The organism is Rhodanobacter lindaniclasticus (assembly GCF_004799035.1).
GTDB lineage: Bacteria > Pseudomonadota > Gammaproteobacteria > Xanthomonadales > Rhodanobacteraceae > Rhodanobacter > Rhodanobacter lindaniclasticus.
This window is the reverse complement of sequence record NZ_MWIO01000015.1, coordinates 1-18,195: the sequence shown is the minus strand read 5'-3', so window position 1 is coordinate 18,195 and position 18,195 is coordinate 1. Positions and strand designations below refer to the sequence as shown.

Here is an 18,195-nt window from a genome sequence, read left to right as displayed (position 1 = left end):
TGCCTAGACTGGGGCCGTCAGCTTGCGTCAGCCACCTTGCGCCAGCCTTCCATTGCCGCCTGCCACCCGGGACATGCCATGAATGCCACCACCCAGCAGCAAGTGTTCGAGATCATCGCCAAACAGGCCAAGACCGACGTCGCCAACGTGAAACCCGACTCCACCCTGAAGGACCTGGGCATCGCCTCGCTGGAGGCGATCGAGTTGATCTTCGACATCGAGGAGCACTTCAACATCAACTTCCCCGACCAGCAGGGCGCCAACTTCGACCGCGACACCGCGCAGAGCCTGGTCGACGCGGTGGACAAGGCGCTGGCCGACAGGGCCGGCGCCGGTGAAGGAGCCGCCTGATGCAAGCTCTGCCGCTGCGCCGCGTGGTGATCACCGGCATGGGCGCGATCAGCCCGCTCGGCGTCGGCGCCGCGGCGCTGTGGCAAGGCCTGCGCGAAGGGCGCAGCGCGATCGGTCCGCTGCGCCACCCCGACGCCGAACGGCTGCGCGTGAAGGTCGCCGCGCAGGTACCGGCCAGCTTCGATCCGGCGGCCAATCTCGACGAGCGCATCCTGCCCACGCTCGACCGCACCTCGGAATTCGCGCTGCACGCCGCGCGCGAGGCGGTGGCGCAATCCGGGCTGGAGTTCGCCAATCGCGGGCTCGGCCTGCGCACCGCGGTGGTCGTCGGCACCGGCGTCGGCGGCGAGACCACCCAGGACGAGCAGAGCCGGCGCCTGTACGGCGAGAACGCCCAGCGCGCGCACCCGCTCACCATCGTGCGGCTGATGACCAACGCCTCGGCCAGCCAGATCAGCATCGCCTACGGTTTGCGCGGCCCCACGTTCGCCGTGGCCAGCGCCTGCGCCTCGGCCAACCACGCGATCATCCAGGCCGCGCAGATGATCCGCTGTGGCATGGCCGACGCCGCAGTCACCGGCGGCACCGAGGCCTGCCTCACCTACGGCGCGCTGCGCGCATGGGAAGCCATGCGCGTGCTGGCTGACGACACCTGCCGCCCGTTCAGCGCCAACCGGCGCGGCCTGGTGCTGGGCGAGGGCGCCGCCATCTTCGTGCTGGAATCGCTGGAGCATGCGCGCTCGCGCGGCGCCACCATCCTCGCGGAACTGGCCGGCAGCGGCATGAGCGCGGACGCCAGCGACATCGTGATGCCCAGCGCCGACGGCGCCGCCGCCGCGATGCGCCAGGCGCTGGACGACGCCGGCCTCGCCGCGCAGGACGTCGACTACATCAACGCCCACGGCACCGGCACCCAGGCCAACGACGTCACCGAGACCAAGGCGATCCGCCTCGCCTTCGGCGCGCATGCCGACCGCCTCGCGGTGTCCTCCACCAAGTCCATGCACGGCCACGCCCTCGGCGCCTCCGGCGCACTGGAACTGATCGCCGCCATCGGCGCACTGCGCGATGGCGTGGTGCCGCCCACCGCCAACCTCGACCAGGTCGACTCCGCCTGCGATCTCGACTATGTGCCGAACGTGGCGCGCGAGATGCCGGTGCGGGCGGTGCTCAGCAACTCGTTCGCGTTCGGCGGGTTGAACGCGGTGCTGGCGTTGAAGCGGGCGCCCTGAGCAAGGCGCCCCACCCGTTGCTCGCCATTCCTGCGAGGCGCTTTTCAACAGCCCAAGGCTAGTCAGGCAGGAATCGCACTTCAGCCTTCGCGCAAGACGGCGAATGCCTTGTAGGAGCGCGCTCGCGCGCGATGCTCTTGCTTGTGTGCTGTATTGGAAAGCTAGAGCTTCAGAGCCAAGAGCTTTCGTCTGCCTTCGGCAGCCGAGTTACTTTCTCTTTGCGTGGCCACGCATGCGCAGGAGCGCATGCGAACGGCGAAGCCGGCCCGAAGGGCGGAGGGCAGGATGCCCGGAGTAAAGAGAAAGTAACCAAAGAGAAAGGCCACCCCGCTTGGCGCTTGCCGCCCATCGGGCAACCGCTCCTGCGTTGCCTCAACTCGGGCATCCATGCCCTCGCCATGCCCGGCAAGTCCGTGAGCCGGGGCCGGGCTTTTCGACAGGGCATCCTGCCCTGGCGAAAAGGAGTCGACATCCCTGTCGACTCCCGCTGCGCGGCCTGTCGTCCCCGACTCACCGCCGCACAGGGGCCCCGGTAGAGCAGCGGGCCATCCTCGCCCGCACTTTCAGAAAAAGCCGGAGCAAAGCCACAGCACCGCGCGCGGCCTGTCATGTTCCTCCACAAGGGCAAGAGTTGCAGAGCCAATTGCTGAGCGACCGCTTGCGACTGTGACCGGACGTCAGCTCACGAACGGCTCAAGTGGCGGCAGGATGTCTTGAAATTCCCAATGCAGGGCATGAAGAACTTCGACGATAGCCGGGTCATCTGTTAACTCCGCCAAGACCAGCAAAGTCAGAACCGACAACGCGTTGGCATTCTTGAGCAGATCGGTCAGCAGCGATAGCGGATAGCCTTCTTGCCCGCGCCGGAACGGGTGAATGCCGCCGTGGATGAAGGAGTTCAAACCATCCCAGAGGCGTTCTCTCGCTCTAGCTAGGAGCGCTCCGGCACCACTCGGACCAGTCTTGTCGATCGCTACCAACATGTCAGATACGCCAGGCAGCCTCTTCGCTGCCTGTTGGCTTTCAAGCGTAAGCGGCGCCAGAAGTCGGTCGAGGTCTCCTGGGCGTGCGGCATGTCGGGCCCAGACTGCTCGCACGAAGCTTTCGTACTGAGGGCGCAGAAGCGCTATCGCAGATGGAGGCGACACCGAAAGCAGAAGCCGGATCGCTCGACCATGATCCAGAGATATGCCGCATAGGCCAGCGGGAACCCTAAGCCTTGGCTCGTCGCCATCCTTCAAGCAGCGCCATGTCTCTTCGATCACCGCGCCCAACGAACGCGAGCGCTCAAGTACGGCACCGAACTGATCGGATTGCTGGGCGGCGGATGTCATAACCCCATCATAAGCCCGCTTCCGACCCAAAGCGGAAGTTCGGATGTGCTCTCGACGATGCCGAATGACGGCTCAGTAGCAGGCGCCGTCATTCGCGGCAAATAGACGGCTTAACAGTCCCTGACACGAAGCTGCAATCCGCTCACTCGTCATCGTGCCAACACCGTCTCTTCAACCGAACGCTTTCCCTATAGATTCGAAGGAAAGTTTGAACACCCGCGTTAGCCCTGTGCGGCGGACTCATCGAACTGCGGTTCGCGAACCAAGCTGATGGTCTTGAACGCTTCCCCCATGAAGCTAAATTTCTTTGAAAACAGCGACGCGACTCGAGTGTCCGCAGTGGCAAAGAAGATTTGCCTTCCCGAGTTCACCGCGAGATCACGCAGGTAGTCAAGGAACGACAGGGCGTTGAGGTCGTCGACGTGCGCAATTGGGTCGTCGATGAGCAGAACTGGAGGGGCCGCCGCGGCCGTGCGATTCCTGGCAAGGAAGATGGACAAGGCAAACGCGGAACGCTGCCCGGTGCTGACTTCGTCCAGCGTGCGGGCGTCATGACCATCCGCGGTCCGCAAAAGAACATCAGGGCTGCCAACGTACTCGTACTCTCGAGGGGAATGGATGCGCGAGAACACCTCATTGATTTGGTCGCCGATGGCATCAAGCGCTTCCCGCGTCGCGTTTTTCAGGGAAGCGTTCTCAATGAGGTCGTCCAAGGCCTTGCCCGCCTCAAAGAGCGCCTTCTCCTCGTTGCGATGCTTCCCGAGGCTGAACTTCCAGTCCTGAATACTTTTCGGCAGGTCCTTCTGCTCGGCCGAGCTCTCCGAATCGCTGCGCGACGCTTCGTCAGCTTGCTTGAACGCGGAGGCCACGGCTGCGATGCGTGCCTGAACCTCGACGAGCGGGCCATCGTCCTCGACAGCAAGGTAGGAACGAAGCCCGGCAGCATTGCTTGTAGCGGCAAGGAACTCGTCTTGCAGCGCAACGAGCGATGCGAAGGTGCCGATTGGCTCGACGCGCGTGACCCAGCCGTCAACGACGGCAGACCGAGCGAGGCCCCGGATGGACTCATCAAAACCTCCCATGCTGTTGCGGCACTCACCCAAAACTTTTCGCGCCTCTTCCACAGCGTTCGACTGACGCCGCCGTTCGCCCGACGCAATGTCGGCGGTGAGATTGCTTGACTCGGGGTTGAATAGCCCAGCGATTCGGCCCCACACCAAATCGGCTTCGTTGCTGGAAAAGCCCGCGCTGCCCAGGTCCTGGCCTTCCTTGATGACGCGCTGGAGTTCCTGCTGCGCCTGGCTCGCCCGCTCGCGCAATGCGACCAGTTCTTCAAGGACCTCGTTGGGCGTGGTCCCCTTCAGTTGCAACTGCGCCGCATACTTCTGACAGAGCTCCACGGTGATCGCCGCCCGCCGCGCTTCGCCCGCCTCGTCCCCCGCCAGGCGCAGCGACTCCGCAAGGCCCTTGACCTCCTGAGTGGTCTCCGGCCCTGAGGTGAGTCTCTCGATGAGATGCATCAATGCGCCGCTGGCATGCACCGTGTGGCAGACCGGGCACATGTCCGGGTTCTCCGATGACTTGAGCGCCTCCTTCGCCGCGTCCTTCAGCTTCGCCGCCGCAGCCGCGCGAGCCGACGCGGCCCGGCCGTGAAGGTCTAGGGCTTGCTGAGCGCGGGTCAACCTCGCCTGGGCGGCAGTGGCCGCTTCGCCGGCAGCCTGCAGGGCATCTTGCAGCTGGAGGGAGGCGTACTGCTGCGGTACCTGCGGCAGGTCTCCGGCGACCAGGCCTCCGAGACGTGTGGTCAGTCGTTCGGAAACCTCACGGGCGGACTTGTATCGACGGCGCACGTCATGAAACCCCGCAGACTCGTACGCAATCCACCGGTCCAGGTTTTTGATGTTGGCCTCAAGCTCCTCAATCTTCGAGATGAGTCGCTTCTCCTGTTCAAGGCTCCCAACTAGCTGCGTCTCGACCGGCTTCGCGTTGCCGACCGCCGCCTCCAGTTGCGCCGAGCGCTGCTCGACGTCCTTGATGGTTCGAGCTGCGCCTCCCAGGGAGACGAGCGCTTGCACGTGCGCCAGCGCGGAAAGAAGCTCCTGACCTTCCCTCGGCGTGGGCACGCCGGCTTCAGATGGCCTCTTCCAACCGAGGGCTGCCAGCGCGGTGCGATATGCGTCAGTCAGCGTTTTTGCCGTGGACGGCTTGCCTTGCAGCTCCATCAGCCGCCGTTCCATGACAGTCAACTCCGCCTGCAGCCCATCGGCGCGGCGCCGTGCCTTGTCCCAAGCCTTGTCCACGTCGGCGCGAATCTTCTCCATGTACTCGAAGGTCGTCGACGCTGAAGAGCCCACTAACAACCGGCTCAACTCCTTGGTGATGTCATCTGGTTTTAGCTTGCCGGACAAGCGATATGCGGCATCGGTATCGAGGAAGTTGTAGAGCGAGAAGCCGTCAACAATGTCGGCAACGAGTTGCTCCTTGCGGTTGAACCAAGCGAGATTTCGAGCCTTGATTCGAGGTCCGTCGCCAGTGGATGAAAGCTCGACGCTGCGGATACCCCCGCGAGGCAACAGCGTTCCTTTGAGGCGAACCGGCCCGACAGCAGTGCTTCTGCGGTTGTTCCCGCAGTAGAAGTACTCGACGGCCTCAAGCAGCGAAGTTTTTCCGCTCCCGTTCGCACCGACGAGTAGGGTGACGTCGCCGAAGTCATAGCTCTTGCCGTTGTGTACCGGCCGGAACGCAGCAATGTCCAAGCGGAGCAATTTCGCAGTCGCCAGCGGCGTGTCCGCGGCGTTCAGCTCTTTCACCTGCTGCTTCCCGGTCGAAGCCGCACCTGCTGCGCGCTGGGCAATCTTCTCCACCACGGTGGTGCGAGGGGTAGGAGCGTCGAGCAACAGCTCGAGCCCAGCCGCTGAAAGTCGATGCCGCCAATCCGTCAGTACGTCATAGGTGTTTCCATGCTCCGCCGCCTCGAACAGCTTCGGCCCACCCAGTAAGGATTCGAGGTCGGCCTCGGAGATGACTCGCTTGCGTGCGTAGTCCTTGTCCGACTCTATTGCGGCCTTCGCAGCGGCGAACTGAGGATTTTTTTTGGAGTTTGGGCCGGCAACGATGTAGAGGTACTTGTTCCAACGCAGGTCGCCCGGCGAATCGAAGAAGTCATCAGCAAGGATGCGCTCTTGGAAATCGCGGAGGTGCAGCGAGCGCTCCACAACCTCATCAGCGAAGTCGACGTAGGCAACCGCGTAGGTCTGCTCGCCGAGTTTCTTTTCGCCACGCACAACCGAATCGTCAACGTGGTGAAGCCCGACGAGAAGATGAGTCAGTGCTTCACGCGCAGCTTGCATACCAGGCATGTCACTGTCCCCCTGTGATGGACGCCATGCTGCTCCCATCGTATGTAATGTCAGTCTGTTGCTTGATGTCGGCGAACTTCGTGACGCCGGCGACCGTGCGATAGCAGATGGCCACGCGGTCCTTGTGATCCTTGTTTTCTCTCCGCAGGAGTTCGAACGCGCTCTCGCCAACTCTCTTAACAAATTCCATCGGCGGGTTCTCGCCGAGATAGGCCACCAAGGCGGGGCGCACGCCGGCTTTAATGACGTTGGTGTTGGGTGAGTTGGGAGACCAAGCTATGGAGGCTTCGCCGCCGCCGAGATCTTTTATTTGCGCCGGCAGAGGAACCGCCCGGAGGATGTGGCCGAGTACCGCAACGCGGCTTATGCGCTGTTGACGTTCCTGGGTGGCGGCGACATCGCGGTCGAGCTGAAGGGTAGCGCGGGCTACGACTTCAGACTCTGGAATGCGGCATACATCCAGGTTGTCCACGCGATGCCACTGCTCCTTCATGCTGTGAGGGCCGCATGAGAGCGAGATGGCCCGCTCAATGTGCAGCCGATTCGCGACGTCCTGAAGGCTTTGGAACGCCGCGATGACTTCCGGGCTGGCGGTGATGATTTCGCCCCACCCGGTCTCCGGACATCCTGTGCTTTCCAGCCACGCGCCCGCGTGGGTGTCCCAAGCAAACCGTGTATCAAGTTGCGGTCCGATGAGCACGTCGTGGACCGCCGGGCCATCCTGAAGAACTTTGGGAACCGTCAACGCGAAAACGGCCTCGTCGTAGTGGAAGTGAAGGACGTGACGCTTCTTCTCATGCAGCCAGGTGTAGTACAGGCCCTTGCCCTCATTGCTGACAACCTCTTCATCCTTCACCGAGCAGCGGTGCTGAGGGACGTACCAAGCCGAACCGCTCTCGTTCTTCCATGAGCGCGGCGCGTGGTCAGATGAATCGTGTTCGACGACGTTTTGAGCCCAATTCAAGCAGACGATGTCGCAATTGGTCGTGTCCGCACTGCGCCGGAAGACCTCGTTCCGATACCTGCGATAGTCAGTTTGCTTGGGCTTCGGGTTCAGCTGGATGTGGATGAGGATGGTTCTGTCTGACAACTTCTTGTTGGCGGCAGCATCCTCGCCAAGGTCAAGCGCGTCAGAGCAGATGATGGTCGAGAGCTTGATGTATCCGTCTTTGCCTTCGAAGCGGTAGATGGCACGGCCGCAGCGCAGTTGCTTGTTCTCAAAGCCGTGGTCGTCTCGGGATGGCGCGGTCTTGAACTGGAACAGAACAACCCGCTTGAGCGTGTTCTCCGCGTCACGGGTGACGAAGCAGTAAGCGACAGGGTCGAAGTAGTTGCCCTGCACCGCTGGAAACGGGTCTTCCTCGTAGATGACGTCGCAATGGCCGGGGCCAACGCAGTCGGCCTTGAAGCTCGCGAGCTTCGCGGGGGTCATGCTTTCACATCCAAGCACCCAAAGAGCGCCCTCAGCGGGAAACGGTCCGCCTTGCGCAGCTTTCTCCAGAGAGCTCACCGGGAGGAAGTACTCGGGTGTGACCACAAGTTGGTCGCCGCGCTGCGCAGCTAGCTCAAGGAAGCTATCCGCCCGGGCGGCTGCAGCGGCAATGTCTAGGTGGCCAATTCGCTGTGTGTCTGCGTAGATTGGCCCAGAAGGCTGAAGAAGCAACGCGCGGTAGCTCTGGTGCGTCGCTTGAAGCAAAGCAAGGTTGGGCGTCTCAAGACCCTTCGAATCAAGAACGTCTTTGACGTCTCTGATGCATACAGGCAAAGCCATTTCCCCTTTCGTGGCGGTACCCACCCGCTTTGAGTTGATAGTACCAGCGCGTTGGGCGGCCACGAGTAATTGCGCCGCCTTTCTCATATAAGTTGGTGCTGACGTGATCATCGTGTGCAGGCAGGTCAATTAAAACCGGATCGCGGCTCCAACCTAGCGAGCCCTCGAGCTTGGAGCGCATCAGACGTACGAACAGCCGCCAGTGGAATGTCCGGTGTTGGCCGAGAGAGGACGTTCCCTTTGCCGCTGCGCCCCGCTTTCGCAACCGCGCAGCGGTTGCGCACCGAGTGCGCGCCAGGATGGCGCGTTGCTCTACCGGGGCCCCTGTGCGGCGGTGAGTCGGGGTCGACAGGCCGCGCAGCGGGCATCGGCATGGATGCCGATGCCTTTTCGCCAGCACATGGATGTGCTGTCGAAAAGCCCGGCCCCGGCTCACGGACTTGCCGGGCAGGCGAGGGCATGGATGCCCGAGTTGAGGCAACGCATGGAGCGGTTGCCCGATGCCCAACAAGCGCCAAGCGGGGTGCTCTTTCTCTTTGGTTACTTTCTCTTTGAGCACGCAAAGAGAAAGTAACTCGGCTGCCGCAGGCAGACGAAAGCTCTTGCTCTCAAATGCCGTCGCGCCAAGCAAAAGCATCGCGCGCGAGCGCGCTGCTACAGTGGCATTCGTCGTCTGTCGGGACCAGAAACGGGGTCAGGTTCACTTCGCTTGAGACCGTGGCTACCGTCGAGCCAACGCGCTCGCGTCGCTAGAAAACCGACCGCAACCCCAGGTGCACGACGAACGGCTGGAAGTCCCGGTCGCTGTGCAGCAGCGTCAATCCGTCCACGATGCAGCGGGTGGCGATGAGGCAGTCGATGGTCTTGCGGACGGTGACGCCTTTCTCGCGCAATGCGCGGAAGTTCCTGGCCGCCTGCACTGCCACGGCTTGGCCGCCTAGCTGCACGACGTCGAGGCTGCCGAGCAGGCGCAGGACGTCGCGGAACTCCTTGTCGGTCGTGGTTCCCTGCAATACCTCGGTCAGGATCAGGTCGCCGATGGCCAGGGGCTCGGTTCCCAGCAGGCCATCCAGGCAATTCGTTTGCCGGGTTTCGGTGCCGCGCAGGTAGTCGATCCAGACGCTGGAATCGACCAGGATCACGCATCCGTCCTCAGCTTTTCGAGGTTGCCCTGCCACTGCACCTTGCCGCGCAGGGTCTTGATCTGCCGCTGGCGCTTGAGTCGCACCAGCGTCTGCAAGCCGAGTTCGACGGCCTCGCGTTTGGTCTTGAGCCCCGAAGCTTTCATGGCATCACGCATGAGTGCGTCATCGATCACGATGTTGGTTCGCATGTGTATGTTCCTCCTGGTTCATACACACACTAGCGCAGGTTGCGACGGGCGTTCAAGTGGCCGGCGGCCCTTCGACTCCGGCCCTGCGGGCCTACGCTCAGGGTGAACGGCGGGGAGGGGCGGGCGCCCCTTCGCATGGCGAGTCCGGGGAAGCTCAGCCCTTCTTGGCCTTGGTCAGCAGCTGATCCAGCAGGCTGATCGCCAGATCGATCTCCTCGTGCGTGATGTCCAGCGACGGCGCGAAGGTGATCACGTTCTTGTACCAGCCGCCCACGTCCAGCACGAGGCCGATCCTTTTGCCGTTGTGTTCGAGATCGCCGGCCAGGCCGATGTCGACCATCCTGTCGAGCAGCTCCTTGTTCGGGGTGAAGCCGTCGTCGGTGCAGATCTCCGCGCGCAGCGCGAGACCGAGGCCGTCGACGTCGCCGATCTCCTTGTGCCGCTTCTGCAGGTCGCGCAGGCCTTCGAGGAAATGCGCGCCCTTCTTCGGTACCGTGGTCTCGTAGTCCAGCTCGTAACCCATCTTGATCACTTCCAGGCCCAGCGACGTACCCAGCGGGTTGGAATTGAAGGTGGAATGGGTGGAGCCCGGCGGGAAGATCGTGGGGTTGATCAGCTCCTCGCGCGCCCACAAACCGGACAGCGGGTTGAGGCCGTTGGTGAGTGCCTTGCCGAACACCACGATGTCCGGCGTCACGCCGAAGTGCTCGATCGACCACAGCTTGCCGGTGCGCCAGAAGCCCATCTGGATTTCGTCGGACACCAGCAGGATGCCGTACTGGTCGAGCACCTTCTTCAGGCCCTTGAAGAAGCCCATCGGCGGGACGACGTAGCCGCCGGTGCCCTGGATCGGCTCGACGTAGAACGCGGCGTATTCGCACTGGTTGGTCTTGGGGTCCCACACGCCGTTGTATTCGGTTTCGAACAGGCGCGCGAACTGGTTCACGCAGCTGTCCGAGTATTCCTCCGCGGTCATGCCCTTGGGGCGGCGGAACGGGTACGGGAACGGCAGGAACATCGCGCGCTCGCCGAAGTGGCCGAAGCGGCGGCGGTAGCGGTAGCTGGAGGTGATCGAGGAGGCGCCCAAGGTGCGGCCGTGGTAGCCGCCCTCGAAGGCGAACATCAGGCTCTTGCCGTTGCGCGCGTTGCGCACGATCTTCAGCGAATCCTCGATCGCCTGCGCGCCGCCCACGTTGAAGTGCACGCGCCCATCCAGGCCGAACTTCTTCTTCGCGTCCAGCGCCACCGTCTTGGCCAGCTCGATGCGGGTCTGGTGCAGGTACTGGCTGGCCACCTGCGGCAGCAGGTCGATCTGCTGCTTCAGCACGTTGTTGAGGCGCTTGTTGCCGTAGCCGAAGTTGACCGCCGAGTACCACATCTGCAGGTCGAGGAACGGCGTGCCGGCGGTGTCATACATGTAGCTGCCGGCGCAGGTGCGAAAGATCTTCGGCGGATCGACGTAATGCACGGTGTCGCCGAACGAGCTGTACTTCGCCTCGTCGGCCAGCAGCTGCGCGTCGTCGATCACCACCGAGGTGTTCTTGTCGAAAGCGTTCATGGGGCAATCCGGGATCAGGGGGAAAGGGTGGCCGGCGCAGGAACCGCGTCGCTGGCCAGGCTGCCGTCGAGCAGTCGCGGCAGCAGGTCGAGTGCGTCCTCGAAGCCGGTGATCGGCACGTAGGGAATGCCGCTGGCGCGGCAGTGCTCGATCAGGCGGTGTTTGGCGAACACGAAATCGACGCGGTCGGCGGCGCAGAAATCCGAGGCGCCGTCGCCGATCAGCAAGGTCCTGGCGCCGCTCGTGCGGGCCCGCGCCACGCACGCGCACTTGCAGGTGCCGCTGCGGCAACCGTCGGCCTGGAACGGCGAAGTGAGCTGCCATTGTTCCGGCGGTTCGGCTGGCGCCAGATGGTTTGCCGCCAGTGGCAGGTCGTCCAGGCCGTAGCGGGCGAGGATCCGGTGGATCGCATAGTCGAGGCCATCGCTGACCACGCGGATCGGCATGCCGAGCTCGCGCGCCTTCGCCACGAAGCCGGGGAACGCATGGTCGATCCACAGGCCCGCCAGATGTGTGTCGAGTTCCGCGCGCGTCATCTGCAGCAGAGCGACCTGGCCGGCCATGCATTCGCGCGAACCGATGCGCCCGGCGCGCCAGTCCTGCTCCAGCACTTCCCAGCCGGGGCGACCGAAGCGGTCGAGCAGGGAGTCGATCACGTCCTCGACGGAAATGGTGCCGTCGAAATCGCACAGGATGGTCCAGCCAGACACGGGCATCGCGAACTCACGTAGGCAGCATTGGGCCGAAGCTTAGGCAGCCCGCCTTTCCATCTCCTTTCCTGCAACGCGCACACGTGGCTGCCGGTTTCTAAGCAAACCAACAGCTGGCCTGCGTAGCGTTGACAGGAAGCGACCAGCCAGGTTGTCTGGTCGAGGAGACCTCGTGCGTACGCTGCCATCCTTGCTGTTCTGCGTCGCCCTGCTGGGCCCGGCAAGCGCCTTGGCGTCCGGCGGTCCGCTGGGAATCGACCATCGCATCCACTACGACAACCGCGGCATCTGGAATCGTTCGGACCAGAACGTGCTGATGTATGGCACGGTCGTCACGGTGCTCGGTGGCGCGCTGGCGTTCGGCGACCAGGACAAACTGGGCGACACGTTCTGGCGCTCGGTGGACGCCCTGGCGGTGACCGCCGTCGCCACGGAGGGAATGAAGCTGACTTTCCAGCGTGAACGTCCGTCGCAGACTTCCGATCCAAACCAATGGTTCGCCGGCAGCCACGCGCAGAGCTTTCCCAGTGGCGAGGTGGCCGCGATCTCGGCGGCCGTCACGCCGTTCATGGTGAACTACGGCAAGGACCATCCCGCGGTCTATGCGCTGGCCCTGCTGCCGATCTACGACGCCGTGGCCCGGGTGAAGACCCACGGCCACTGGCAGAGCGACGTCCTGGTGGGCGCGGCGATCGGTACCGGCGTGGGCCTGTGGGCCGCGCATCGAAACTCGCCGCTCATCATCGGCTGGTTGCCCGGCGGCTTCCAGGTCGGCTTCGTCCACCGTTTCAAGTAATGCGAGGGAAGCGATTCGTCAGCCGAAATCCGACTGTGCGCCTGTGGCGCGCTATCGTGTCGTCCATGATCGGGTGCAATCGCGGCAGATGGATCGGTCTGATGCTCGCCACGCTGCTCGGCGTGGGCGGCTGCGCCACCTACGCCGACCTGCCGCTGGGCAGCGGCGCCGGCGTGACCGGCGTGGCCCGGCTCAGCGCACCGACTTCGGAGATGCCGCTTCCCGCGTGGTCGACGCACCGGTTCGATCCGGCCGATGGCCTGGACGCCACCGAGGTGGCGATGCTGGCCGTGGCCAACAGTCCGCAACTGCGACTCAAGCGCGACGAGCTGGGCATCGCGCGGGCGCAGGCGTTCGCCGCCGGGCTGCTGCCCGATCCGCAGCTGTCGGTGTCGGCGGATGTGCCGCGCCGGTCCGGCGCCGGCCTCGTCACCGCCTACAGTCTCGGCCTCAGCGAAGACATCGGCGCCTTGCTGACGCGCTCCTCGCGCCGCGCCGCAGCCCGCGATCAGGCCAGCCAGGTCAACCTCGACCTGCTGTGGGCCGAGTGGCAGACGGTGGCGCAGGCGCGGTTGCTGTTCGACCAGGTGCTGAATCTGCGCGCGCAGCGGGGCCGGCTCGAGCGCGAGCAGCAAGCGCTGGCGACGGTGGGCACGTACATCCGCGCTGCGCTCGACGCAGGCAATCTCACCTACGACAGCGCCAGCGCCGGGCTCAATGCGGAAGCCGACGTGCACAAGCGGCTGGCCGATACGGCGGTTGCGCTGCATCAGGTCGAGGGCGATCTGCACCAGCTGCTGGGGCTGGCGCCGACGGCCAAGCTCGACCTGGCCGGTGCGCCGTACCTGAACCAGCCGACGCCGTCGCAAGTGCAGGCCGCGCTCGACGATCTGCCACGGCGACGTCCGGACCTGCTGGCTCTGCAGGCCGGCTACCAATCGCAGCAGGCCAAGCTGCGCAGCGCGATCCTGGCCCAGTTTCCCGCGCTGAACATCGGCTTCAACACCGCGCGCGACACCAGCGCGGTGTACACCAACGGCCTGAGCATCGGCATCACCCTGCCGCTGTTCGACCGCAACCGCGGCAACATCGCGATCGAACGGGCGACGCGCCAGCAACTGCATGACGACTATGCCGTGCGGGTGCTGGCCACGCGCAGCGACATGCAGCGCATCACCCGCGACCTCGCCACGCTGGACGGCCAACTTGCCACGCTCACCGCACATTCGCAGCAACTCGACCAGGCCCGCGCATCCGCCGAACGCGCCTGGCAGGCTGGCTCGCTGGACTGGCCGACCTATCTGGCTATCCGCACCAACGCACTCAGTGCCGATCTCGACTTGCTGACCGTGCAACAGGAACGTGCCCGGCAGTCGATTGCACTGGAGGCCCTGCTCGGCAACACCGACCTGGTTGCCGCCCATCCCGACGCCGCCAAGGCATCCACGCCATGAATCGTCTCGTCACCCTGCCTGCCCTGGGCGTACTCCTGATGGCCAGCTTGTTGTCGGCCTGCGGCAAGGCCGCGCCGGATGAAGACGAGGCCGCCGCACCTGCCGGCGTGGTCGCGGTCACCACCGCCACGCCGGTGCAGGCGACCTTTCACGACACCATCGAAGCCTGGGGCAGCGCCGCCGGCGACCCGCAGCACGCACGCACGATCAGCCTGGCGCATGGCGGCCAGGTCACCGTGCTGCACGCATCGGCAGGACAGGCGGTGAAGCGCGGCGACCCCTTGCTGACGATCACGCCGGACCCGACCGCACGCAGCGCGTACCGGCAGGCGCAGAGCGCGCTGACGCTCGCCGCCGGCGAGCTCAAGCGCACCGAACAACTGGCGGCGCAGCGGCTGGCCACGCAATCGCAGCTGGCCGCGGCGCGCAAGGCACTGGCCGATGCGCAGGCGACGCTGGACGCGCAGCGCGCGCTCGGTGGCGGCGCGGCCAGCGAAACCGTCGAGGCACCGGCTGCTGGCGTGGTCACCGCGCTGCGGGTCGGCCTGGGCGAGCGGATCGCCGCCAATGCGCCCCTGCTCGATTTCACCCCGACGCATGCGCTGCTCGCGCTGCTGGGCGTGCAACCGGACGATGGCTCGCGCCTGCACCCCGGCATGGCGGTGCAGCTGCGTGCGGTGTATGGCACGCAGACGTTCGCCGGTACGCTGCGCATGGTCGGCCGGTCGATCAATCCGCAAAGCCATCTGCTCGATGCCCAGGTCGAGTTGCCGGCCGCCGCCGGCGCCAGCCTGGTGGCGGGTGCGCCGCTGGAAGCGCAGATCCGCACCGCCGACTTCACCGCGTGGTCGGTGCCACGCGCCGCCGTGCTGCATGACGAGCACGGCGACTATCTGTTCCAGGTCGAGCAAGGCCACGCCAAGCGGGTCGATGTGACGTTGCGCAGCGCGCAGGGCGATCCGGTGGGCGTGGACGGTCCGCTCGACGCGAAGGCGAAGGTGATCGTGCTCGGCGTGTACGAACTCAACAACGGCGATGCGGTGCGGGAGTCCGCCAAGTGAGCCTCACCGCATGGATGCAGCGGCACCGCCGCTCGCTGTTGTTCCTGCTGCTGATGCTGGCGATCGGCGGCATCGCCAGCGCGTTCCTGATGCCGGTGGCGCTGTTCCCGAACGTGGCCTTCCCGCGCGTGCAGCTGAGCCTCGATGCGGGCGACCGTCCGGCCGACCAGATGGCGATCGAGGTAACCACGCCGGTGGAGGAAGCGGTGCGCCGGGTGCGCGGCGTGCGCGACGTACGCTCCACCACCAGTCGCGGCAGTGCGGATATCGCGATCAGCTTCGACTGGGGCGCGGACATGGCCGGCGCGCTGCAGGAGGTCAACGGTGCGGTGAGCCAGGTGCTGCCGCAACTGCCGGCCGGCACGCAGATCTCCTCCCGCCGGATGGATCCGACCACGTTCCCGGTGCTGGCCTACAGCCTGCGCTCGCACACGCTGTCGCCCAGCGCATTGCATGACCTCGCCGAGTACCAGTTGCGCCCGTTGCTGAGCGGCATCAACGGCGTCGCCCACGTCGACGTGCAGGGCGGCGAGGTGGCCGAGTTCCACGCCGACGTCGACCCGGGCAAGCTGCGCGCACTGAACCTGAGCCTGGCCGAGGTGTCGGCTGCGGTGAGTCACGCCGCCACCATCCAGGCGATGGGCCGCGTCGCCGACCACTACAAGCTGTACCTGCTGCTGGCCGACAACCAGCCGAAGACGGTCGACACGCTGCGCGCCATCGTGTTGCGCGCGGGCCCCGATGGCGTGGTGCGCCTGGGTGATGTGGCGCGGGTCAGCCTGAGCCACGTGCCGCAGTGGATCCGGGTCAACGCCGATGGGCAGGACGCCGTGTTGCTGCAGGTCTACCAGCAACCAGCCGGCAACAGCGTGCAGATCGCCAAGGACGTGAAACAGCGCCTCGCCGATTTCGCGCCGCAGATGCCGGTGGGGGTGACGGTCGCCAACTGGTACGACCAGACCCAGCTGGTGACCGGCGCAGCCAGCAGCGTGCGCGACGCGATCCTGATCGGCATCGTGCTGGCCGGGTTGGTGCTGTTCGTGTTCCTGCGCAACACGCGGATGATCCTGATCGCGCTGATCGTGGTGCCCGCAGTGCTGGCGATCACCGTGCTGCTGCTGCGCGTGCTCGGCATGAGCTTCAACATGATGACCCTGGGCGGCATGGCCGCGGCGGTCGGGCTGATCATCGACGACGTGATCGTGATGCTCGAACACATCATGCGTCGCCTCAATCAAGGCGAAGGCGAAGTGCATGAACGCATCGCGGGCGCGGCGTGGGAGTTCACCCGCCCGCTGACCGGTTCCAGTGCCGCCACGGTGGTGATCTTCCTGCCGCTGGCGTTCCTGTCCGGCGTCACCGGCGCATTCTTCAAGGCGCTGTCGCTGACCATGGCCAGCGCCCTGATCATTTCGTACCTGCTGACCTGGGTCGCGGTGCCACTGCTGGCCGAGCGCTTCCTGGACCGGCGTCACCTTGCCGAGCATCCACCCTCGCGCTTCACCACGCGCATGATGAATGGCTATCAGCGTGTGCTCGATCGCTGGCTCAAGCGCCCGGTGCTGGTGCTGCTGCTGATCGTGCCGCTGCTGCTGGTCGGCGGCTTTGCCTATACCCGGGTGAACACCGGCTTCATGCCGAAAATGGACGAGGGCGGCTTCATCCTCGACTACCTGTCCAAACCCGGCACCTCGCTGCAGGAAACCAATCGCCTGCTCAATCAGGTCGAGACGATCATCCGTGCCAATCCCTATGTCGACACCTACTCGCGGCGCACCGGCCTGCAACTGGGCGGCGGCCTCACCGAGGCGAACCAGGGCGATTTCTTCGTGCGCCTGAAGAACGGTTCGCGCCCTTCGACCGAAGAGGTGATGACCCAGGTGCGCACGGCGGTGGAGCAACAGGTGCCGGGACTGGACATCGACCTGGCGCAGTTGATGGAGGATCTGATCGGCGACCTGGTGGCGGTGCCGCAGCCGATCGAGGTGCAGTTGTATGGCGACGACCCGCAACAACTGAATGCCACCGCCAGCAAGGTCGCCGCGGCCATCGGCAAGATCAACGGCGTGGTCGGCGTGCTCGACGGCATCAATCCGGCGGGCGACGCGTTGACCGTGCAGGTCGACCCGGCCAGGGCGGCGCTGCAGGGACTCGATCCGACCGCGGTTGCCGACCAGGTCACCGCCGCGATCGACGGCACCGTCGCCGCGCAGCTGCCGGTGGACGGCAAGGTGGTCGGCGTGCGCGTGCGCCTGCCGGATGGCGCACACCAGCGGCTCGATCAAGTCGCCGCCTTGCCGATCCGTGCTGCGGACGGCCACCTGTTTCCGCTGTCGCAAGTGGCCACGCTGAAACAGGTGCAAGGCCAGCCGCAGATCACCCGCGACAACCTCAAGCGCATGGTGGCGGTGACCGGGCGCATCAGCGGACGCAGCCTCGGTGCGGTGATCGGCGACGTGAAGCACGCGCTGGCGCAACCCGGTCTGTTGCCGAAGGGCATGTACTTTCAGCTCGGCGGCGTCTATCAGCAACAGCAGCAGGCCTTTCGCGGACTGACCATCGTGATGCTGGCGGCGATCGCGCTGGTGTTCACCCTGCTGCTGTTCCTGTACGAGAGCTTCCGCGTGGCGCTGGCGATCCTGGCGATGCCGCTGCTGGCGCTGCCCGGGGTGTTCGCCGGGCTGTGGCTGACCGGCATCGAGCTGAACATCTCCTCGATGATGGGCATGACGATGATCGTGGGCATCGTCACCGAGGTGGCGATCTTCTACTTCTCGGAACTTCAGGATGCGGAGCGGAACGTCGCCTTGCACGATGCCCTGCACGAAGCCGGCAGGCACCGTACCCGACCGATCCTGATGTCGACGCTCGCCGCGATCCTGACCCTGCTGCCGCTGGCCCTGGCGCTCGGCCAGGGTTCGCAGATGCAGCAACCGCTGGCGGTGGCGATCATCGCCGGCATGCTGCTGCAGTTGCCGCTGGTGCTGCTGGTGATGCCGGTGCTGTATGCGCTGCTGCGTCGTCGCGGCGAGCCGCCCGCTTCAGCCGGGCCAGCGCTCGCAGGCTGATGTTTCCCTTCCCCAAGCCAAGGTGACCGCCATGCAAAGACTGCTTCGTTCCCTCCTGCCGGCTGCGCTGGCGCTGTTGCTCGCGCCGGTGGCGGGTCATGCCGCGCCGCCCGTTCCTGCACCGCGACTGCTGTCGACCCTGCCGCTGGGCGGCGCCGGCGGCTGGGA

13 protein-coding genes are annotated in these 18,195 nt (G+C 65.2%); 6 read left to right on the top strand and 7 right to left on the bottom strand.

What is annotated here, in order from left to right; all coding sequences use genetic code 11:
* The first annotated feature begins 78 nt into the window (after window positions 1-78).
* Entirely contained in the window at window positions 79-351 is a 273-nt protein-coding gene (locus tag B1991_RS05410; protein WP_136257697.1) for an acyl carrier protein, read from the top strand.
* Window positions 351-1,583: a beta-ketoacyl-[acyl-carrier-protein] synthase family protein gene (locus B1991_RS05405; protein ID WP_136257696.1), complete on the top strand. Its 1,233-nt coding sequence runs from the start codon at window positions 351-353 to the stop codon at window positions 1,581-1,583. Before B1991_RS05410 ends, B1991_RS05405 begins: the two co-directional genes overlap by 1 nt.
* Window positions 1,584-2,260: 677 nt before the next feature.
* On the opposite strand, the gene B1991_RS05400 is transcribed toward B1991_RS05405, so the two are convergent.
* From B1991_RS05400 to B1991_RS05370, 7 genes are all read right to left on the bottom strand, one after another.
* A complete protein-coding gene (locus tag B1991_RS05400) occupies window positions 2,261-2,917 on the bottom strand; it encodes a DUF6988 family protein (RefSeq protein WP_136257695.1) in 657 nt (218 codons plus the stop codon).
* A gap of 221 nt (window positions 2,918-3,138) precedes the next feature.
* Window positions 3,139-6,276, bottom strand: coding sequence for an AAA family ATPase (locus B1991_RS05395; protein WP_168709586.1), 3,138 nt, complete (start codon window positions 6,274-6,276; stop codon window positions 3,139-3,141).
* A gap of 1 nt (window position 6,277) precedes the next feature.
* Window positions 6,278-8,047, bottom strand: coding sequence for a hypothetical protein (locus B1991_RS05390; RefSeq protein WP_136257693.1), 1,770 nt, complete (start codon window positions 8,045-8,047; stop codon window positions 6,278-6,280).
* Between the two features lie 749 nt (window positions 8,048-8,796).
* Window positions 8,797-9,189: a type II toxin-antitoxin system VapC family toxin gene (gene vapC / locus B1991_RS05385; RefSeq protein WP_136257692.1), complete on the bottom strand. Its 393-nt coding sequence runs from the start codon at window positions 9,187-9,189 to the stop codon at window positions 8,797-8,799.
* Window positions 9,186-9,380, bottom strand: a complete 195-nt coding sequence (locus B1991_RS05380; protein WP_136257691.1) for a type II toxin-antitoxin system VapB family antitoxin — start codon at window positions 9,378-9,380, stop codon at window positions 9,186-9,188. The genes vapC and B1991_RS05380 overlap by 4 nt, the downstream gene beginning before the upstream one ends.
* Before the next feature lie 154 nt (window positions 9,381-9,534).
* Window positions 9,535-10,938, bottom strand: coding sequence for an aspartate aminotransferase family protein (locus tag B1991_RS05375; RefSeq protein WP_136257690.1), 1,404 nt, complete (start codon window positions 10,936-10,938; stop codon window positions 9,535-9,537).
* A 14-nt stretch (window positions 10,939-10,952) separates the two neighbouring features.
* Complete coding sequence (locus tag B1991_RS05370) at window positions 10,953-11,654, bottom strand: MtnX-like HAD-IB family phosphatase (RefSeq protein WP_136257689.1); 702 nt, start codon at window positions 11,652-11,654, stop codon at window positions 10,953-10,955.
* A gap of 166 nt (window positions 11,655-11,820) precedes the next feature.
* On the opposite strand from B1991_RS05370, the gene B1991_RS05365 reads away from it, so the two are divergent.
* The 4 genes from B1991_RS05365 (at window position 11,821) to B1991_RS05350 (ending at window position 18,027) form a co-directional block, all read left to right on the top strand.
* The gene (locus B1991_RS05365) at window positions 11,821-12,444 is read left to right on the top strand and encodes a phosphatase PAP2 family protein (RefSeq protein ID WP_136257688.1); all 624 of its coding nucleotides are present in this window, start codon (window positions 11,821-11,823) and stop codon (window positions 12,442-12,444) included.
* Window positions 12,445-12,545: 101 nt separating this feature from the next.
* On the top strand, window positions 12,546-13,898 hold the full coding sequence (locus B1991_RS05360) for a TolC family protein (RefSeq protein ID WP_246031065.1): 1,353 nt from the start codon (window positions 12,546-12,548) through the stop codon (window positions 13,896-13,898).
* On the top strand, window positions 13,895-14,959 hold the full coding sequence (locus B1991_RS05355) for an efflux RND transporter periplasmic adaptor subunit (RefSeq protein ID WP_136257687.1): 1,065 nt from the start codon (window positions 13,895-13,897) through the stop codon (window positions 14,957-14,959). The genes B1991_RS05360 and B1991_RS05355 overlap by 4 nt, the downstream gene beginning before the upstream one ends.
* Window positions 14,956-18,027, top strand: a complete 3,072-nt coding sequence (locus tag B1991_RS05350; RefSeq protein WP_136257686.1) for an efflux RND transporter permease subunit — start codon at window positions 14,956-14,958, stop codon at window positions 18,025-18,027. Before B1991_RS05355 ends, B1991_RS05350 begins: the two co-directional genes overlap by 4 nt.
* Window positions 18,028-18,195: the final 168 nt, after the last annotated feature.

Excerpts from the sequence above, each read along its gene's own strand:
- B1991_RS05390 (WP_136257693.1), bottom strand. The coding sequence starts at position 8,047 with ATGGCTTTGCCTGTATGCATCAGAGACGTCAAAGACGTTCTTGATTCG.
- B1991_RS05375 (WP_136257690.1), bottom strand. The coding sequence starts at position 10,938 with ATGAACGCTTTCGACAAGAACACCTCGGTGGTGATCGACGACGCGCAG.
- B1991_RS05400 (WP_136257695.1), bottom strand. The coding sequence starts at position 2,917 with ATGACATCCGCCGCCCAGCAATCCGATCAGTTCGGTGCCGTACTTGAG.
- B1991_RS05405 (WP_136257696.1), top strand. The coding sequence starts at position 351 with ATGCAAGCTCTGCCGCTGCGCCGCGTGGTGATCACCGGCATGGGCGCG.
- B1991_RS05380 (WP_136257691.1), bottom strand. The coding sequence starts at position 9,380 with ATGCGAACCAACATCGTGATCGATGACGCACTCATGCGTGATGCCATG.
- B1991_RS05370 (WP_136257689.1), bottom strand. The coding sequence starts at position 11,654 with ATGCCCGTGTCTGGCTGGACCATCCTGTGCGATTTCGACGGCACCATT.
- B1991_RS05355 (WP_136257687.1), top strand. The coding sequence starts at position 13,895 with ATGAATCGTCTCGTCACCCTGCCTGCCCTGGGCGTACTCCTGATGGCC.
- B1991_RS05360 (WP_246031065.1), top strand. The coding sequence starts at position 12,546 with ATGCTCGCCACGCTGCTCGGCGTGGGCGGCTGCGCCACCTACGCCGAC.
- B1991_RS05395 (WP_168709586.1), bottom strand. The coding sequence starts at position 6,276 with ATGCCTGGTATGCAAGCTGCGCGTGAAGCACTGACTCATCTTCTCGTC.
- B1991_RS05410 (WP_136257697.1), top strand. The coding sequence starts at position 79 with ATGAATGCCACCACCCAGCAGCAAGTGTTCGAGATCATCGCCAAACAG.